The sequence below is a fragment of the Bradyrhizobium sp. USDA 4504 genome (genome assembly GCF_054063995.1).
The window spans coordinates 8480921-8495321 of the sequence record NZ_JBSSGV010000001.1 but is presented as its reverse complement, the minus strand read 5'-3'; the positions used below and the strand labels follow the sequence as shown (position 1 = coordinate 8495321).

Sequence of the window (14401 nt, the reverse complement as noted above, 5' to 3'; positions counted from 1 at the left end):
GGGAGGACATTGCATCTAAGGGGCGTACTGGGCGCCCTTTCTGGAAGGACGCGAATGTTCGACCCGGAGGATGCCATGTCGACCACCACTTATGTCCCTGAACAAGCAACAAAAATCGGCCTCCGCCCGTCGCGGAAAGCGGTCAAGCGGGTGGCGCTCGGGCTCGCCGCGATCATCGGCGTCGCCGTGGCAGCCGACTTTGGCTACGACTACGTCACCACCGGCCGCTACCTCGAAACCACTGACGACGCCTACGTGAAGGCGGACTCCACGATCATCGCCCCGAAAGTCTCGGGCTACATCGCCCGCGTGCTGGTCACCGACAACCAGCCGGTGAAGGCCGGCCAGCTGCTGGCCGAGATCGACGACCGCGATTACCGCACCGCGCTCGGCCAGGCCAAGGCCGATGTCGACGCCGCTACAGCCTCGGTACGCAACCTCGATGCCCAGCTCGAATTGCAGCAGCCGATCATCGACCAGAGCACGGCCGACGTCACCGCCGCCGAGGCCAACCTGAAATTCGCGCAGGAAGAGCAGACCCGCTACGACGGGCTGATGAAGTCCGGCTCCGGCACCATTCAGCGTGCGCAACAGACCGACGCGGCGCTGCGCGCCAACACCGCGCAATTGCAGCACGCGAAGTCGGCGCTGTCGGCGGCCCAGCGCAAGGTCGACGTGCTGACCACGCAGCGCGCCCAGGCCGCAGCGCAGGTGGACCGCGCTCGCGCGGTCGAGCAGCAGGCCGAGCTCAACCTGTCCTACGCCCGGATCACCGCGCCGGTCGACGGCACGGTCGGCGCCCGCACGCTGCGCGTCGGGCAATATGTGCAGGCCGGCACCCAGCTGATGGCGGTGGTGCCGCTGGACGCGGTCTATGTGATCGCCAATTTCAAGGAGACGCAGCTGACCCATGTGCGCAACGGCCAGCCGGTCGAGCTCACGGTCGACAGTTTTCGCGGCACCACGCTGAAGGGTCATGTCGACAGCCTGTCGCCGGCCAGCGGCCTCGAATTCGCGCTGCTGCCGCCCGACAACGCCACCGGCAATTTCACCAAGATCGTGCAGCGCGTGCCGGTCAAGATCGTGCTCGACGATCAGAGCCTCACCGGCCTCTTGCGCCCGGGCATGTCGGCGATCCCGACCGTCAACACCAAGGCGACGGTGCTGGCCGAGCGCGAGGAGAAGCGGCGGCTGGCATCAGCGACGCGGGCGAACGGCGGATAGGACCAAACGCTTCTTCGGCTGGCTCCGCGCGATCGATCACCCATCGGTGGTCGATCGCGTTTTGCTGTCTACGCCCTCTTCGCCTCTCCCGCTTGCGGGTGGGGGGCTCTCTCCGCGAGTCATCTTGTGGAGCCCCCGCAAGCGGGAGAGGGAGCTTGAGAGGCGTGCTCACCTCACTAGTCGACGGCACGCAGGCCAAACGCAGCCGTCGTGCCGTGGCCATAACCGCAGTCGCTCTCTCAGCCGCAACCGTTGATTATCAACCTCTACCGGACAATCCTTCCAGTCTTTCCCGGATTATCGAAAGCGACCGCCTAATACATTTTGCGTGTGTAAGCCAGAGAACACGCCGATGACCGCACTTCAGCCCACAGCCGACGCCCCGAACGCCACCGCGCTCCCCGCCCCCGCAGCGCCGGCGGCGCCGGCGATCCCCACGAAAACCTGGATCGCGGTGATCGGGGCGACGCTCGGCGCGTTCATGGCGGTGCTGAACATCCAGATCGTCAACGCCTCGCTCGCCGACGTGCAGGGCGCGATCGGCGCCGGGATCGACGACGGCGGCTGGATCTCGACCTCCTATCTGATCGCCGAGATCGTGGTGATCCCGCTCTCCGGCTGGCTCGCGCAGGTGTTCTCGGTGCGCATCTATCTGCTCACCAATGCGCTCCTGTTCCTGGTGTTCTCGGCGGCATGCGCGCTGGCGCAGGACCTGCCGCAGATGATCGCGCTGCGCGCGGTGCAAGGCTTCACCGGCGGCGTGCTGATCCCGATGGCGTTCACGCTGATCATCACGCTACTGCCGAAGGCCAAGCAGCCGATCGGGCTCGCGCTGTTCGCGCTGTCGGCGACGTTCGCGCCGGCGATCGGCCCGACCATCGGCGGCTATCTCACCGAGAACTGGGGCTGGCAGTATATCTTCTATGTCAACCTGGTGCCGGGCGCCGTGATGATCGCGATGCTCTACGTCTCGCTCGATCCGAGCCCGATGAAGCTGTCTCTGATCCGCCAGGGCGACTGGCTCGGCATCATCACCATGGCGGTCGGCCTCGCCGCGCTGCAGACCGTGCTGGAGGAAGGCAACAAGGACGACTGGTTCGGCTCGCCCTTCATCGTCCGCCTGTCGGTGATCGCCGCCGTCGCGCTGGCCACCTTCCTGATCGTCGAGTTCACCGTCGAGAAGCCGCTGCTCAATTTGCGCCTGCTCGCCCGCCGCAATTTCGGCTTCGGCATGCTGGCCAACTTCCTGCTTGGCATCGCGCTGTACGGCTCGGTGTTCATCCTGCCGCAGTACCTCGCGCGCATCCAGGGCTACAATGCCGAGCAGATCGGCATGGTGCTGGCCTGGACCGGGCTGCCGCAGCTCGCGCTGATCCCGCTGGTACCGCGGCTGATGCAGCGCTTCGACCCGCGCCTCATCATCGGCGTCGGCTTCGCGCTGTTCGCCGGCTCCAACTTCATGAACATCTTCATGACCAACGACTACGCCACCGACCAGCTGTTCTGGCCCAACATCGTCCGTGCCATCGGCCAGGCGCTGGTGATGGCGCCGCTGTCGGCGGTTGCGACCGCGGGCATCGAGCTGGAGAATGCGGGCTCGGCCTCCGCGCTGTTCAACATGATGCGCAACCTCGGCGGTGCGGTCGGCATCGCCGTGCTGCAGACGCTGCTGACCAAGCGCGAGCAATATCACTCCAACGTGCTGATGCAGTCGGTCTCGCTGCTGGAACAGGCCACGCGCAACCGGATTGAGCAGCTGACGCAGTATTTCATGAACCACGGCGTCGCCGACCAGGCCGCGGCCGCCCACCGCGCAATCGCGGCGATCGGCAAGGTCGTGCAGAAGCAGGCCTACATCCTCGCCTTCAGCGATACCTTCTACCTGCTCGGTGTCGCGCTGATCATCGCACTCGCGGCGACACTATTCCTGAAGAAGCCGGGCCACCTCGCTGGCGGCGGTGCGCACTAACCCAAACCACAACTACGGAGAACGACCATGAAACCCCGTATGAACTTCTACCAGGCCGCACCCGAGACCATCAAAGCGCTGGTCGCGGTCGAAAACCAGATTGCTGCGAGCGGCCTCGAGCAATCGCTGATCGAGCTGGTCAAGACCCGCGCCTCGCAGATCAACGGCTGTGCCTACTGCATCAACATGCACACCGAGGACGCCCGCAAGCATGGCGAGACCGAGCAGCGGCTCTATCTGCTCAACGCCTGGCGCGAATCCCCGCTCTACAGCGAGCGCGAGCGCGCGGCGCTAGCCTGGACCGAAGCGCTGACGCTGGTGTCCGAGACGCATGCGCCCGACGCCGACTATGAAGCCGTGCGCGCCCAGTTCTCGGACAGCGAGCTGGTCAACCTGACCACGCTGATCGGCGCGATCAACGCCTGGAACCGGATCGCCATCGGCTTCCGCGCGGTGCATCCGGTGAAGGCGAAGGCGGCGGCGTGAGCAGCGCGGACGATCCATCCCCGTCATCCTGAGGAGCCTGCGCAGCAGGCGTCTCGAAGGATGCACGGCCACAGTCGGGCCGTCGATAGTCGGGCCGTCGATCCTTCGAGGGCCGCTGAAGAAGCGGCCACCTCAGGGTGACGGTGCCAAGGCGATGCGCAGACCGTAGGGTGGGTTAGCCGAAGGCGTAACCCACCATTCTCTCCGTGGTGAGCAAAGTCGGTGGGTTACGCTGCGCTAACCCACCCCACCCAGTGTCAAACCGCCGTCGCCTTGGCGAACTCGACATAGATCTCGCGCAGGCGGTCGGTGATCGGACCCACCTTGCCGCCTCCGACCTTCTTGCCGTCGATCGCGACCACCCCCTGCACGAACACGGAAGCGCTGGTGATGAAGGCTTCCTTGGCGGCGAGCGCTTCCTCGATCGTGAAGGCGCGCTCCTCGATGCGCAGCTGGCGTTCCTCGGCGAGCTTGACCACCGCCTTGCGGGTGCAGCCGGGCAGGATCTCGTTGCCGTTCTGCCGGGTCACGATGACATCGTCCTGGGTGACGATGAAGGACGAGGACGAGCCGCCCTCGGTGACCTTGCCGTCCTCGATCATCCAAGCTTCGCCGGCGCCGGCCGCGGCCGCCGCCTGCTTGGCCAGCACCTGCGCCAGCAGCGCCACGCTCTTGATGTCGCGCCGTTCCCAGCGGATGTCGGGCACCGTGATGACGTTGATGCCGGTCTTGGCCGAGGGCGCGTTGATGATGTCCTTTTCCGAGGTGAACATCACGAGCGTCGGCTTGACGTCGGCCTTCGGGAAGGCGAAGTCGCGACCCTTGTCGGCGCCGCGGGTGACCTCGAGATAGACCATGCCGTTGACGAGGTCGTTGCGCGCAACCAGCTCCTTCTGGATCTCCTCGATCCGCTCCAGCGTCTCCGGCAGCGCGAGCTGGATCTCGCCGACCGAACGCTTGAGCCGCGCCAGGTGTGAGGCGTTGTCGATCAGCTTGCCCTCGAGCACCGCCGCCACCTCGTAGATGCCGTCGGCGAACAGGAATCCGCGGTCGAACACCGAGACCTTGGCCTCCGAATGCGGCACGAACGAGCCGTTGACATAAGCGATCTTTTCCACGCGAGTTCTCCTGCGGACGAAGGGGGGTTCAGGCCTTCGTATACGCAAATTGTTAACGGGGGAAAACCCTGTAGCAGCCGTCATTCCAGGGCGATGCGCAGCATCGAACCCTCAGGTGCGCCTCTTCGAGGCGCCCCGGAATGACAGGCGGAGAGGCTCCCTAAGCTCAGTGCTGCAGGATCTTCGACAGGAACTTCTGCGCGCGGTCGCTGCGCGGCGTGCCGAAGAAGTCGGCCTTCTTGGCATCCTCGACGATCTCGCCGCGGTCCATGAAGATGACGCGGTCGGCGACCTTGTTGGCAAAGCCCATTTCGTGGGTCACGACCATCATGGTCATGCCCTCGCGGGCGAGGTCGACCATCACGTCGAGCACTTCGCTGATCATCTCCGGGTCGAGCGCCGAGGTCGGCTCGTCGAACAGCATCGCGATCGGGTCCATCGCCAGCGCGCGGGCGATCGCGACGCGCTGCTGCTGGCCACCGGACAACTCCGCCGGAAACTTTTTGGCATGATCCTTCAGCCCGACGCGCTCCAGAAGCTTCATGCCCTTGGCGGTGGCGTCCTCAGACTTGCGGCCGAGCACCTTCTCCTGCGCGAGGCGGAGATTGTCGATGATGCGCAGATGCGGAAACAGCTCGAAATGCTGGAACACCATGCCGACGCGCGAACGCAGCTTCGGCAGGTCGGTCTTGGGATCGTTGACCTTGACGCCGTCGAGCGTGATGTCGCCGCCCTGGATCGGCTCCAGCGCATTGACGCATTTGATCAGGGTCGACTTGCCCGAGCCGGACGGGCCGCAGACCACCACCACCTCGCCCTTGGCGACGCTGGTGGTGCAGTCCTTCAGCACCTGGAAGCTCGGCCCGTACCATTTGTTGACGTGGTTGATCTCGATCATGCGTGACTCAGGCGTTGCAGCGAGCGCGCTTCCACCTCTCCCATCGGGAGAGGTCGGCGCGCAGCGCCGGGTGAGGGATTGCGGTCTATCGATGGAGCAAAACCCCTCACCCGGATCGCTGACGCGATCCGACCTCTCCCGATGGGAGAGGTGAAGGGGGCCGTGTCTTGAATGTTCGAAAGCATGACTGGCTACCGGACAATCGCGATGCGCGACTGCAGGCGGCGAACGCCATAGGACGCGACACAGGAAATGACGAAGTAGACCAGCGCGGCGAACAGGTACATTTCGACCAGGCGGCCGTCGCGCTGCGCGACCTTGCTGGCGGCGCCGAGGAAATCCGGGATCGACAGCACGTAGACCAGCGAGGTGTCCTGGAACAGCACGATGGTCTGCGTCAGCAGCACCGGCAGCATGTTGCGAAACGCCTGCGGCAGCACGACGTAGCGCATCGACTGCGCGTAGGTCAGGCCGAGCGCGCTGGCCGCGGCCGGCTGGCCCTTCGAGATCGACTGGATGCCGGCGCGCATGATCTCGGAGAAATACGCCGCCTCGAACGCGATGAAGGTGATCAGCGAGGAGGCGAAGGCGCCGACCGTGATCGGCCGCGACGCGCCGGTCAGCCACTGCCCGATATACGGCACCAGGAAGTAGAACCAGAAGATCACCAGCACCAGCGGCAGCGAGCGGATGAAGTCGACATAGAAGCCCGCGATGCGCCCGAGCACCTTGTAGCTCGACAGCCGCATCAGGGCGATCAGGGTGCCGAACACCAGGCCGCCGAACGCTGCGAGCGCGGTCAAGGTCAGCGTGAAGCGCATGCCCTCCAGGAACAGGTAGGGCAGCGAGCGGCGGATGACGTCGAAATCGAAACTGCCGATCATCGTCATTTGCCCGTGATGTAGCCGGGGATCGCGACATAGCGCTCGAGGAAGCGCATCGCGGTCACCACGACGAAATTGAGGAGCAGGTAGAGCACGGTTGCCGCCGTGAACGCCTCGAACACCTGGAACGAGAACTCCTGCATCGAGCGGGCCTGGCCGGTCAGTTCGATCAGGCCGATGGTGATGGCGACCGCGCTGTTCTTGATGGTGTTGAGGAATTCGGAGGTCAGCGGCGGCAGGATGATGCGGAATGCCATCGGCAGCAGCACGTAGCGATAGGTCTGCACCGTGGTGAGGCCGAGCGCGGTCGAGGCCTGCTTCTGCCCGCGCGGCAGCGAGGTGATGCCGGCCTGCAATTGCACGGCGACGCGCGCCGACATGAAGAAGCCGACGCCGATCGCGGCGGTCCAGAACGGCGCATTCGGCAGTTGCTTCAGCCACAGCCCGGCCGACCGCGGCAACAATTCGGGCAGCACGAAGAACCACAGGAACAGCTGCACCAAGAGCGGCATGTTGCGGAAGAACTCGACCCAGCAGAAGCCGATCCACGACGCGGTCCGCGACGGCAGCGTGCGCAGCACGCCGATCACCGAGCCGGACACCAGCGCGATGATCCAGGCCAGCACCGACACCTTGACGGTGACCACCAGCCCCGACAGCAACAGGTCGAGATAGGTGCCGGTCCCCATCGGGTTCGGCTCAAGGAAGATGTGCCAGTTCCAATTGTAGTTCACAGGTCCCCCACGCGGCCGTGCCGGTCACGGCATTACGCCGGCATCGCGCGCGGCGTCTATGCAAATGTCCGGCCATTCTCCTCCAAAAATGGCCGGACATGCTAACTTTCAGGACCCGCTCCCAAAAGGGACGACGGGTCATACACAGCGGTCAGTTGACTAGATAGGCATCCGGATCCGGAGAGTCCGACGGCTTCGCAAACTGCTTCTTCATCTCCGGTCCAGCCGGCGAGTTGAGATTAAGGCCCTTCGGCGGGATCTTTTGGGTGAACCACTTGTCATAGATCTTCTGGCCCTCGCCGCTGGTGTAGAGCGCGGCGGTTGCGGCGTCGACGACCTTCTTGAACGGCGCGTCGTCCTTGCGCAGCATGATGCCGTAGGGCTCGGGCTTGGAGAACGCGTCCTTGGAGATCACGTAGTCATCCGGCGACTTCGAGCCGGCGACGAGGCTCGCGAGCAGGATGTCGTCCATCACGAAGGCGACCGCGCGGTCGGTCTCGACCATCAAGAAGGCCTCGGCGTGATCCTTGGCCGGGATGATATTGACGCTCAGCCCGCGCGCGAGGTTGGCCTCGGTGAGCTGCTTGATGTTGGTGGTGCCGGCGGTCGAGACCACCGTCTTGCCCTTCAGATCGTCGATCGAATTGATCTTGCTCGCCTTCTTGGTGACGTAGCGGCTGGCGGTCAGGAAGTGGCTGTTGGTGAAGGAGACCTGCTTCTGGCGCTCGGCATTGTTGGTGGTCGAGCCGCATTCGAGGTCGACGGTGCCGTTGGCCATCAGCGGAATACGCGTCGCCGAGGTCACCGGGTTGAGCTTGACCTCGAGCTTGTCGAGCTTCAGCTCCTTCTTCACGGCATCGACGATCTTGTAGCAGATGTCCATGGCGTAGCCGACCGGCTTCTGGTTGTCGTCGAGATAGGAGAACGGGATCGAGGAGTCGCGGTAGCCGAGCGTGATCGCGCCGGTGTCCTTGATGTTCTTCAGCGTGCCGGTCGGCTCCTGGGCTTGCGCCTGGCTCGCGCCCAGCGCGGCGGCGAGCGCGAAGCCGATCAGATAGTTGCGTGTCATACGTCTACTCCTTGCGTGGAAACGGTCGTTCTAGTGCGTGAGAATATCAGCGAGGACGGGTGCGATATAGCGGCGAAACAGTTCCGGATTCTCGCTCATCGGAAAATGACCGAGCTGCTCCATGATCGTGACGCTGGCGCCCCCTATTGCCGCTGCGGTCCGCCTCGTATCCTCGGGCGTGCAGGAGAAATCATACTCGCCCGTAAGCAGATAGAGGTTGCATACTTTAGTATCGATTGACGCGACCCGGCCGCGCAGGTCGCCGTCGACACGGTAGAAATACAGGTCGCCCTTGAACACGCCGGGGCCGCCCTGCTTGTAGGCCCACAGCGTTTCCATCCGCGCAGGCTCCGGGCTTTGCGGGGCGATCAGCCCGGACACCAGCGCGGCGCAGACTTCGCCGCCGTGAACGTCCGGCCGGTTCAGCCAGTTCGTGTCATACCACGGCGCCTGGAAATCGGCAGCCTCGAGCCCGATCAGCGCGCGGAACTCGGCGGCATATTCGATCGCAAGGTTAAGCACGATGCGGCCGCCGATCGAGCAGCCCATCACGACAGGCTTCTCCAGCCGCAGCGCACGGCAGAAAGCGCGGATGGTCTCGGTGTAGCGCGCAGTGGTGAGTTGGTATTCATCGCCGGTCCAGCTCATCGGCGGATTCGACTTGCCATGCCAGGGCATATCGAAGGCAATGATGCGGAAATTTTCGGCAAATTGCGTATCCGCGAGCAGATGGCGCCACTGCCGCGCATCCGATCCCGCGGTGTGCAGGCAGACCAGCGGAATGCCCGTGCCGTTCTCCTCGAAATAGATCCGGTGCAGCTCGCCGCCGATCTCGACGTGAACGTAGCGGCCGACCATCGGCTCGATGTGGCCGTCCATGATCTTGCCGCTCATGATACGGCCGCCGCGAAATGCTGCCGCGGCAGCGCCAGCAGGTCCTTGAAGTATTGCAGATGCGCCATGAAGGGATGCAGGTCGCCTTCCAGCACGGCCTCGCCGCGCCTGGTCAACGCCAGCAGATCGTGCCAGCCGGGCTTCGGCTCGGCCTGCCAATAGGCGGACCAGGCCTGCGGCGTCGCGCGATAGGAAAAGCGCCAGGAGCGCATCAGGATCGGCGAAGGCGCAAGTTCGACGATGCGCCCGGCCCGGATCGCGGCATGAAACGGCCGCGCCATCGGGCCGATCAGGCAGTCGCAATCAAGCAGCCGCCCGCGCGCAAGCAGCCGAGGGGCCTCGTCGAGCAACGCGGGAAGGCCGGCAAACGCCCTCGTCACAGCGTCGTCGGTGGCGTCAGGCGATGGCGTCATCTGTCGGGCGGCGTTCCTGCAGCGGGCGGCGCCATGATGACGGCAAGCGCGCAATCCCGCAAGGCGCCGATGCCTTTGGGTTCCCTTGATTATTCGCTTGACCAAACCCGGCTTGCCGGTCAGGCGCGCACACCCCGCGCCCTCCCGGCACAGTGCCAGGAACGGCCAATCCGTCCGACCAAAGGCCGATTGAATTCCGCGGCTCGGCAGGTCGCGCCAAATCGCGGCAGACCAATTGTCGCAGCCGGCGCTTCGAGCGCAATTCGCGCTTCCGTTGCCCGCCCCGTTCTGTCCAATGCGCTCGGTCCCAGCATGACAGGGACGATCATTGCCAACACCGAACAAGACGCGGCCGCGATCGAACGCGGTCATAAGGGAGAGATCGAGATGTCGCACCGCAATCGCTTGATGGTCCTGCTCGCCGCCGGCATGCTGGTGTCAACAGCGGCGCTCGCGCAGGACTATCCGACCAAGCCGATCACGCTGATCGTGCCATGGCCGGCGGGCGGCTCGACCGATATCTCGATGCGCGCGATCGCCGAGAGCGCCTCGAAGGTGCTGGGCCAACCGATCGCGGTCGACAACAAGGCGGGCGGCGGCGGCACCGTGGGCCCCGCGACGATGGCCGCCGGCGCCAAGCCCGACGGCTACACCATCGCCCAGATCCCGATCACAGTGTTCCGCCTGCCCTTGATGCAGGAGGTGTCCTGGGATCCGGCGAAGGATTTCTCCTACATCATTCACCTCACCGGCTACACCTTCGGCGTCACCACCAACGCGGAGTCGCAGTTCAAGACCTGGCAGGACGTAGTCGATTTCGCCAAGAAGAACCCGGGCAAGGTGACCTATGCGACGCCCGGCACCGGCACCTCGCTGCATGTCGGCATGGAGCAGATCGCCCTGATGGCCGGGATCAAGCTGACCCAGGTGCCGTTCAAGGGCGGCGCCGAGACCAATGCGGCCGTGCTCGGCCAGCACACCATGCTGCAGGCGGATTCCACCGGCTGGCGGCCGCTGGTCGATGCCGGCAAGCTCCGCCTCTTGATGGTGTGGACCGGCGCGCGCTCGCCGAACTATCCGGACGTACCGACGCTGAAGGAGCTCGGCTACCCCATGGTCTATGACTCGCCGTTCGGCATCGCCGGCCCCAAGGGCATGGACCCCAAGATCGTCGCCAAGCTGCACGATGCCTTCAAGAAGGCGATCGAGGACCCGGCGGTGATCGCAACGCTGGCCAAATACGACATGGTGCCGAACTACAAGAACACCGAGGACTACAAGAAGTTCGTGGGGGAGGTCACCGAGTCCGAGCGCAAGGTGATCGACACGCTGGGGCTGGCGAAGAAGTAAGGACTGGCCGCGAAGTCTCCGTCCGTCATTGCGAGGAGCGAAGCGACGAAGCAATCCATCCCTCCGCACATGCGGTGAAATGGATTGCTTCGCTTCTCTCGCAATGACGGGGATAGGTCGATGCCCCACCTTGCGACTTGACGAGAGCACATCCCATGACAGACCAAACCAACGTCAAATTCCGCCTCAACAACTCCGAGCTCTGGGGCGGGCTGATCGGGCTCGGGCTCGGCGCCTTCGTGATCTGGTCGGGCCTCAAGCTGAAGCTCGGCACCATCAACGATCCCGGCTCCGGCTACGTGCTGTTCTACACCGGCATCCTGATGTGCGTGTTCGCGGCCTCGATCATGATCGCGGCGGTCACCGAGGGCGGCCCGACCTTCGCCTCGCGCTGGGAGAATGCGCGCTGGGGCAAGCCGGTGCTGGTCATCGTCTGCCTCACGGCGTTCGCCTTTGCGCTGGAGCCGCTCGGCTTCCTGCTGTCGGCGATTCCGCTGATGCTGTTGCTGCTCCGCGTGATCGATCCGGTGCGCTGGTCGCTGGCGATCCCGCTGTCCATCCTTGCCCCGCTCGGGATGTGGTGGGTGCTGAAGCACCTGCTCGCGATCCAGCTGCCGAGCGGCATGTTCGAGATCGGTTGAGCGCCCATGGATACTCTCGTCAACGTCGCCCACGGCCTCGGCGTCGCGCTGCTGCCGATCAACCTGCTCTACTGCTTCATCGGCGTGTTCATCGGCACGCTGGTCGGCGTGCTGCCCGGCATCGGCCCGATCTCGGCGATGTCGCTGCTGCTGCCGGTGACGCTGTCCGGCACGCCGGAATCCGGCATCATCATGATGGCCGGCATCTATTACGGCTCGATGTATGGCGGATCGACCACCTCGATCCTGGTCAATATCCCCGGCGAAGCGGCTTCCGTCGTCACCTGCATCGACGGCCACCAGATGGCCAAGCAGGGCCGCGCCGGCCCCGCGCTCGGCATCTCCGCCTTCGGCTCGTTCATCGCCGGCACCTTCGCGCTGATCGCCCTGATGCTGGTGGCGCCGTCGCTCGCCAGCGTCGCGATCGCGTTCGGGCCGGCCGAATATTTCAGCCTGATGGTGCTCGGCCTCGTGGTGCTGACCTTCCTCACCCAGGGCTCGATGGCCAAGGCGCTGTTGATGGCCTGCATCGGCGTCGTGCTCGGCCTGGTCGGGCTCGACAGCATCACGGCGCAGCCGCGGCTGACCTTCGGCCGCCTCGAGCTGATCGACGGCATCGGCCTGGTGCCGGTCGTGATGGGCCTGTTCGGCGTCGCCGAGGTGCTGCTCAACACCGAGCAGGCGATCAAGCGCGACATCATCAAGACCAGGATCAACCAGTTGCTGCCGAGCAAGGAGGACTGGAAGGCCAGCGCCGGACCGGTGGCGCGCGGCACGGTGCTCGGCTTCTTCCTCGGCATCCTGCCCGGCGGCGGCGCCGTGGTGGCATCGTTCGCCTCCTACGCGCTGGAGAAGCGGCTCTCGAAGCATCCGGAGCGCTTCGGCCACGGCGCGATCGAGGGCGTCGCGGGGCCGGAATCGGCCAACAATTCCGCGGCCGGCGGCGCCTTCATTCCGCTGATGACGCTCGGCATCCCACCGAACGTGGTGATGGCGCTGCTGCTCGGCGCCTTCGTGATCCACGGCCTGCAGCCGGGGCCGCTGATGATCTCGCAAAACCCGACGCTGTTCTGGGGCATCGTCGCCAGCATGTATATCGGCAATTTGATGCTCTTGGTGCTCAACCTGCCGATGATCGGCATGTGGGTGCAGCTGCTGCGGCTGCCCTACAACGTGCTGTTCCCGCTGATCATCCTATTCACGATCATCGGCGTCTACTGCTCCAGCAACAACGTGTTCGACGTCCACGTCATGATCGCGTTCGGCGTGATCGGCTATTTCATGCGCAAGCTCGGCTACGAGCCGGCGCCGCTGGTGCTCGCCTTCGTGCTCGGGCCGATGCTGGAGAACAATCTGCGCAAGTCGCTGATCCTCTCGCAGGGCGACCTCATGACCTTCGTGGAGCGGCCGATCTCGGCGATCTGCCTCGCCTTCGCGCTGGTGCTGCTGGTCGGCCCGCTGCTGCCCTCGCTGCGCAAGAAGCGCGAGCTGGTGGCGCTGGATGAGGGGGCGTAGGAGAGCGAGCCCGACTTCAGCCGCGCCGGCAGCGCGCCCCCTCGCCCCGTTCTTACGGGGAGAGGGTTGGGGTGAGGGGCTGCCTCCGCAAGCACGGTGATAGCAGTATCCGCGGAGGCCCCCCCTCACCCGCACGCGGGGAGAGGCGAAGCGGCAGCTCAACCGACCTTCGCCGCACGCCCGTTCTTCGGCGCCTGGGCGAGCGCGCGGGCCAGCACCTGGGCTTCCTTCTTCAGCATGTCGGCGAGCTCGCCTTCGCGGCGACGGATGCGGTCGGACGCGGCGCCGATCGAGAGTGCGGCGACCACCTCGCCGGCATCGTCGCGGACCGGCACGCCGACGCCGCCCATGCCGGGGAACGCGGCGTCGATCAGCACGGTGTGGCCGGCCTTGCGCGCCATGGCGATCCGCTCGCGCAGGAACTTTGGCGTGATGCGCGGCGATTTCGCCAGCCGCGGCACGATCACCTCGATCACAGCCTCGATCTCGGCATCCGGCAGCCAGACCAGCAGCGCCAGCGCGCCGGCGCCGACACCGAGCGGACGGCGGCTGCCGATCTGCAGATAGTTCGGCTGCAGCGGATGGTTGCCGACCGAGCGCGCCAGATAAAGCGCCTCGACGCCGGATCGCACCGACAGCAGCGCGGTATCGGCCGAGCGCTCCGACAGCCGGAGCAGGCTCGGCTGCGCCAGCTCGGCGATGTCGACCGAACGGCGCGCGCCGACCGCCATCACCCGCGCCTCCTGGCCGAGCTCATAGGTCTTGGCGCCGGCGACGCGGCTGACGAAGCCTTCCTCGATCAGCGAGTTGAGAATGCGCAGCGCGGTCGCCTTGTTCAGCGAGGTGGAGTCGGCGATGTCGGTGAGCCGCAACGGCGAGCGCTGCGCCAGCACGCGCAGGATCGCGCACACCTTCTGGATCGCGTTGAACTTGTCGGGTTGGCCCGGCTCCGGCAGTGGCCTCTTGCGGCTGGTCCGTGCGGTCGCAGTCGTGGAGGCGTTCATGCCCTGGCCTTCCTTGCCGTCAATTCCAAATCCTGAACCGGGCAGGACGAAGATGCGCGCCCGGCCGAAATCATCCTAGGACGGATGACGTGCGCCGGACACCGTATACTTTCGTCAGATGAAACTTTGATTTCGACTATCTACGCTGCTGTGCAACAATGAGGATATTTGAATTTCGCATCACGAAATCTGATGCGGTTAG

14 protein-coding genes are annotated in these 14401 nt (G+C 65.1%); 6 read left to right on the top strand and 8 right to left on the bottom strand.

All coding sequences use genetic code 11. The features are described 5' to 3' along the window. The first annotated feature begins 75 nt into the window (after window positions 1–75). From ACVMB1_RS39910 to ACVMB1_RS39900, 3 genes are all read left to right on the top strand, one after another. Window positions 76–1224, top strand: a complete 1149-nt coding sequence (locus ACVMB1_RS39910; RefSeq protein WP_076827751.1) for an HlyD family secretion protein — start codon at window positions 76–78, stop codon at window positions 1222–1224. A 352-nt stretch (window positions 1225–1576) separates the two neighbouring features. Continuing rightward, window positions 1577–3193, top strand: coding sequence for an MDR family MFS transporter (locus tag ACVMB1_RS39905; protein WP_456849733.1), 1617 nt, complete (start codon window positions 1577–1579; stop codon window positions 3191–3193). 27 nt (window positions 3194–3220) lie between these two features. Next, entirely contained in the window at window positions 3221–3679 is a 459-nt protein-coding gene (locus ACVMB1_RS39900; RefSeq protein WP_057015474.1) for a carboxymuconolactone decarboxylase family protein, read from the top strand. A gap of 257 nt (window positions 3680–3936) precedes the next feature. Here the strand turns inward: ACVMB1_RS39900 and ACVMB1_RS39895 are convergent, their stop codons facing one another. The 7 genes from ACVMB1_RS39895 to ACVMB1_RS39865 all read right to left on the bottom strand — a co-directional run bounded on the left by ACVMB1_RS39895 (window position 3937) and on the right by ACVMB1_RS39865 (window position 9689). After that, window positions 3937–4797, bottom strand: coding sequence for a D-amino-acid transaminase (locus ACVMB1_RS39895; protein ID WP_057015475.1), 861 nt, complete (start codon window positions 4795–4797; stop codon window positions 3937–3939). A 166-nt stretch (window positions 4798–4963) separates the two neighbouring features. Further along, window positions 4964–5695, bottom strand: a complete 732-nt coding sequence (locus ACVMB1_RS39890; RefSeq protein WP_057015476.1) for an amino acid ABC transporter ATP-binding protein — start codon at window positions 5693–5695, stop codon at window positions 4964–4966. A gap of 191 nt (window positions 5696–5886) precedes the next feature. Next, window positions 5887–6579, bottom strand: a complete 693-nt coding sequence (locus ACVMB1_RS39885; protein WP_057015486.1) for an amino acid ABC transporter permease — start codon at window positions 6577–6579, stop codon at window positions 5887–5889. Between the two features lie 2 nt (window positions 6580–6581). Beyond that, window positions 6582–7313, bottom strand: coding sequence for an amino acid ABC transporter permease (locus ACVMB1_RS39880; RefSeq protein ID WP_050385176.1), 732 nt, complete (start codon window positions 7311–7313; stop codon window positions 6582–6584). A gap of 151 nt (window positions 7314–7464) precedes the next feature. Then, entirely contained in the window at window positions 7465–8382 is a 918-nt protein-coding gene (locus ACVMB1_RS39875; RefSeq protein ID WP_057015477.1) for an amino acid ABC transporter substrate-binding protein, read from the bottom strand. A gap of 30 nt (window positions 8383–8412) precedes the next feature. Beyond that, window positions 8413–9276: an alpha/beta fold hydrolase gene (locus ACVMB1_RS39870; protein WP_200844555.1), complete on the bottom strand. Its 864-nt coding sequence runs from the start codon at window positions 9274–9276 to the stop codon at window positions 8413–8415. Next, window positions 9273–9689, bottom strand: a complete 417-nt coding sequence (locus ACVMB1_RS39865; RefSeq protein WP_076827607.1) for a hypothetical protein — start codon at window positions 9687–9689, stop codon at window positions 9273–9275. The genes ACVMB1_RS39870 and ACVMB1_RS39865 overlap by 4 nt, the downstream gene beginning before the upstream one ends. Before the next feature lie 387 nt (window positions 9690–10076). Between ACVMB1_RS39865 and ACVMB1_RS39860 the strand changes: the two genes are divergently transcribed. The 3 genes from ACVMB1_RS39860 (at window position 10077) to ACVMB1_RS39850 (ending at window position 13195) form a co-directional block, all read left to right on the top strand. Then, window positions 10077–11039, top strand: a complete 963-nt coding sequence (locus ACVMB1_RS39860; protein WP_076827755.1) for a Bug family tripartite tricarboxylate transporter substrate binding protein — start codon at window positions 10077–10079, stop codon at window positions 11037–11039. Between the two features lie 155 nt (window positions 11040–11194). Next, window positions 11195–11680 carry a tripartite tricarboxylate transporter TctB family protein gene (locus ACVMB1_RS39855; RefSeq protein WP_028332964.1) on the top strand — a complete coding sequence of 162 codons (486 nt, stop codon included), beginning with the start codon at window positions 11195–11197 and terminating at the stop codon, window positions 11678–11680. Window positions 11681–11686: 6 nt separating this feature from the next. Beyond that, window positions 11687–13195 (top strand): tripartite tricarboxylate transporter permease, encoded by a 1509-nt coding sequence (locus ACVMB1_RS39850; protein ID WP_028341157.1) that lies wholly within the window; start codon window positions 11687–11689, stop codon window positions 13193–13195. Between the two features lie 158 nt (window positions 13196–13353). On the opposite strand, the gene ACVMB1_RS39845 is transcribed toward ACVMB1_RS39850, so the two are convergent. After that, window positions 13354–14199: an IclR family transcriptional regulator gene (locus tag ACVMB1_RS39845; RefSeq protein ID WP_057015479.1), complete on the bottom strand. Its 846-nt coding sequence runs from the start codon at window positions 14197–14199 to the stop codon at window positions 13354–13356. Window positions 14200–14401 lie beyond the last annotated feature (202 nt).

What these genes read in the sequence shown, in the direction of transcription:
- ACVMB1_RS39900 (WP_057015474.1), top strand. Translation starts at nt 3,221, where the DNA reads ATGAAACCCCGTATGAACTTCTACCAGGCCGCACCCGAGACCATCAAA.
- ACVMB1_RS39860 (WP_076827755.1), top strand. Translation starts at nt 10,077, where the DNA reads ATGTCGCACCGCAATCGCTTGATGGTCCTGCTCGCCGCCGGCATGCTG.
- ACVMB1_RS39855 (WP_028332964.1), top strand. Translation starts at nt 11,195, where the DNA reads ATGACAGACCAAACCAACGTCAAATTCCGCCTCAACAACTCCGAGCTC.
- ACVMB1_RS39875 (WP_057015477.1), bottom strand. Translation starts at nt 8,382, where the DNA reads ATGACACGCAACTATCTGATCGGCTTCGCGCTCGCCGCCGCGCTGGGC.
- ACVMB1_RS39905 (WP_456849733.1), top strand. Translation starts at nt 1,577, where the DNA reads ATGACCGCACTTCAGCCCACAGCCGACGCCCCGAACGCCACCGCGCTC.
- ACVMB1_RS39890 (WP_057015476.1), bottom strand. Translation starts at nt 5,695, where the DNA reads ATGATCGAGATCAACCACGTCAACAAATGGTACGGGCCGAGCTTCCAG.
- ACVMB1_RS39870 (WP_200844555.1), bottom strand. Translation starts at nt 9,276, where the DNA reads ATGAGCGGCAAGATCATGGACGGCCACATCGAGCCGATGGTCGGCCGC.
- ACVMB1_RS39850 (WP_028341157.1), top strand. Translation starts at nt 11,687, where the DNA reads ATGGATACTCTCGTCAACGTCGCCCACGGCCTCGGCGTCGCGCTGCTG.
- ACVMB1_RS39845 (WP_057015479.1), bottom strand. Translation starts at nt 14,199, where the DNA reads ATGAACGCCTCCACGACTGCGACCGCACGGACCAGCCGCAAGAGGCCA.
- ACVMB1_RS39910 (WP_076827751.1), top strand. Translation starts at nt 76, where the DNA reads ATGTCGACCACCACTTATGTCCCTGAACAAGCAACAAAAATCGGCCTC.
- ACVMB1_RS39885 (WP_057015486.1), bottom strand. Translation starts at nt 6,579, where the DNA reads ATGATCGGCAGTTTCGATTTCGACGTCATCCGCCGCTCGCTGCCCTAC.
- ACVMB1_RS39865 (WP_076827607.1), bottom strand. Translation starts at nt 9,689, where the DNA reads ATGACGCCATCGCCTGACGCCACCGACGACGCTGTGACGAGGGCGTTT.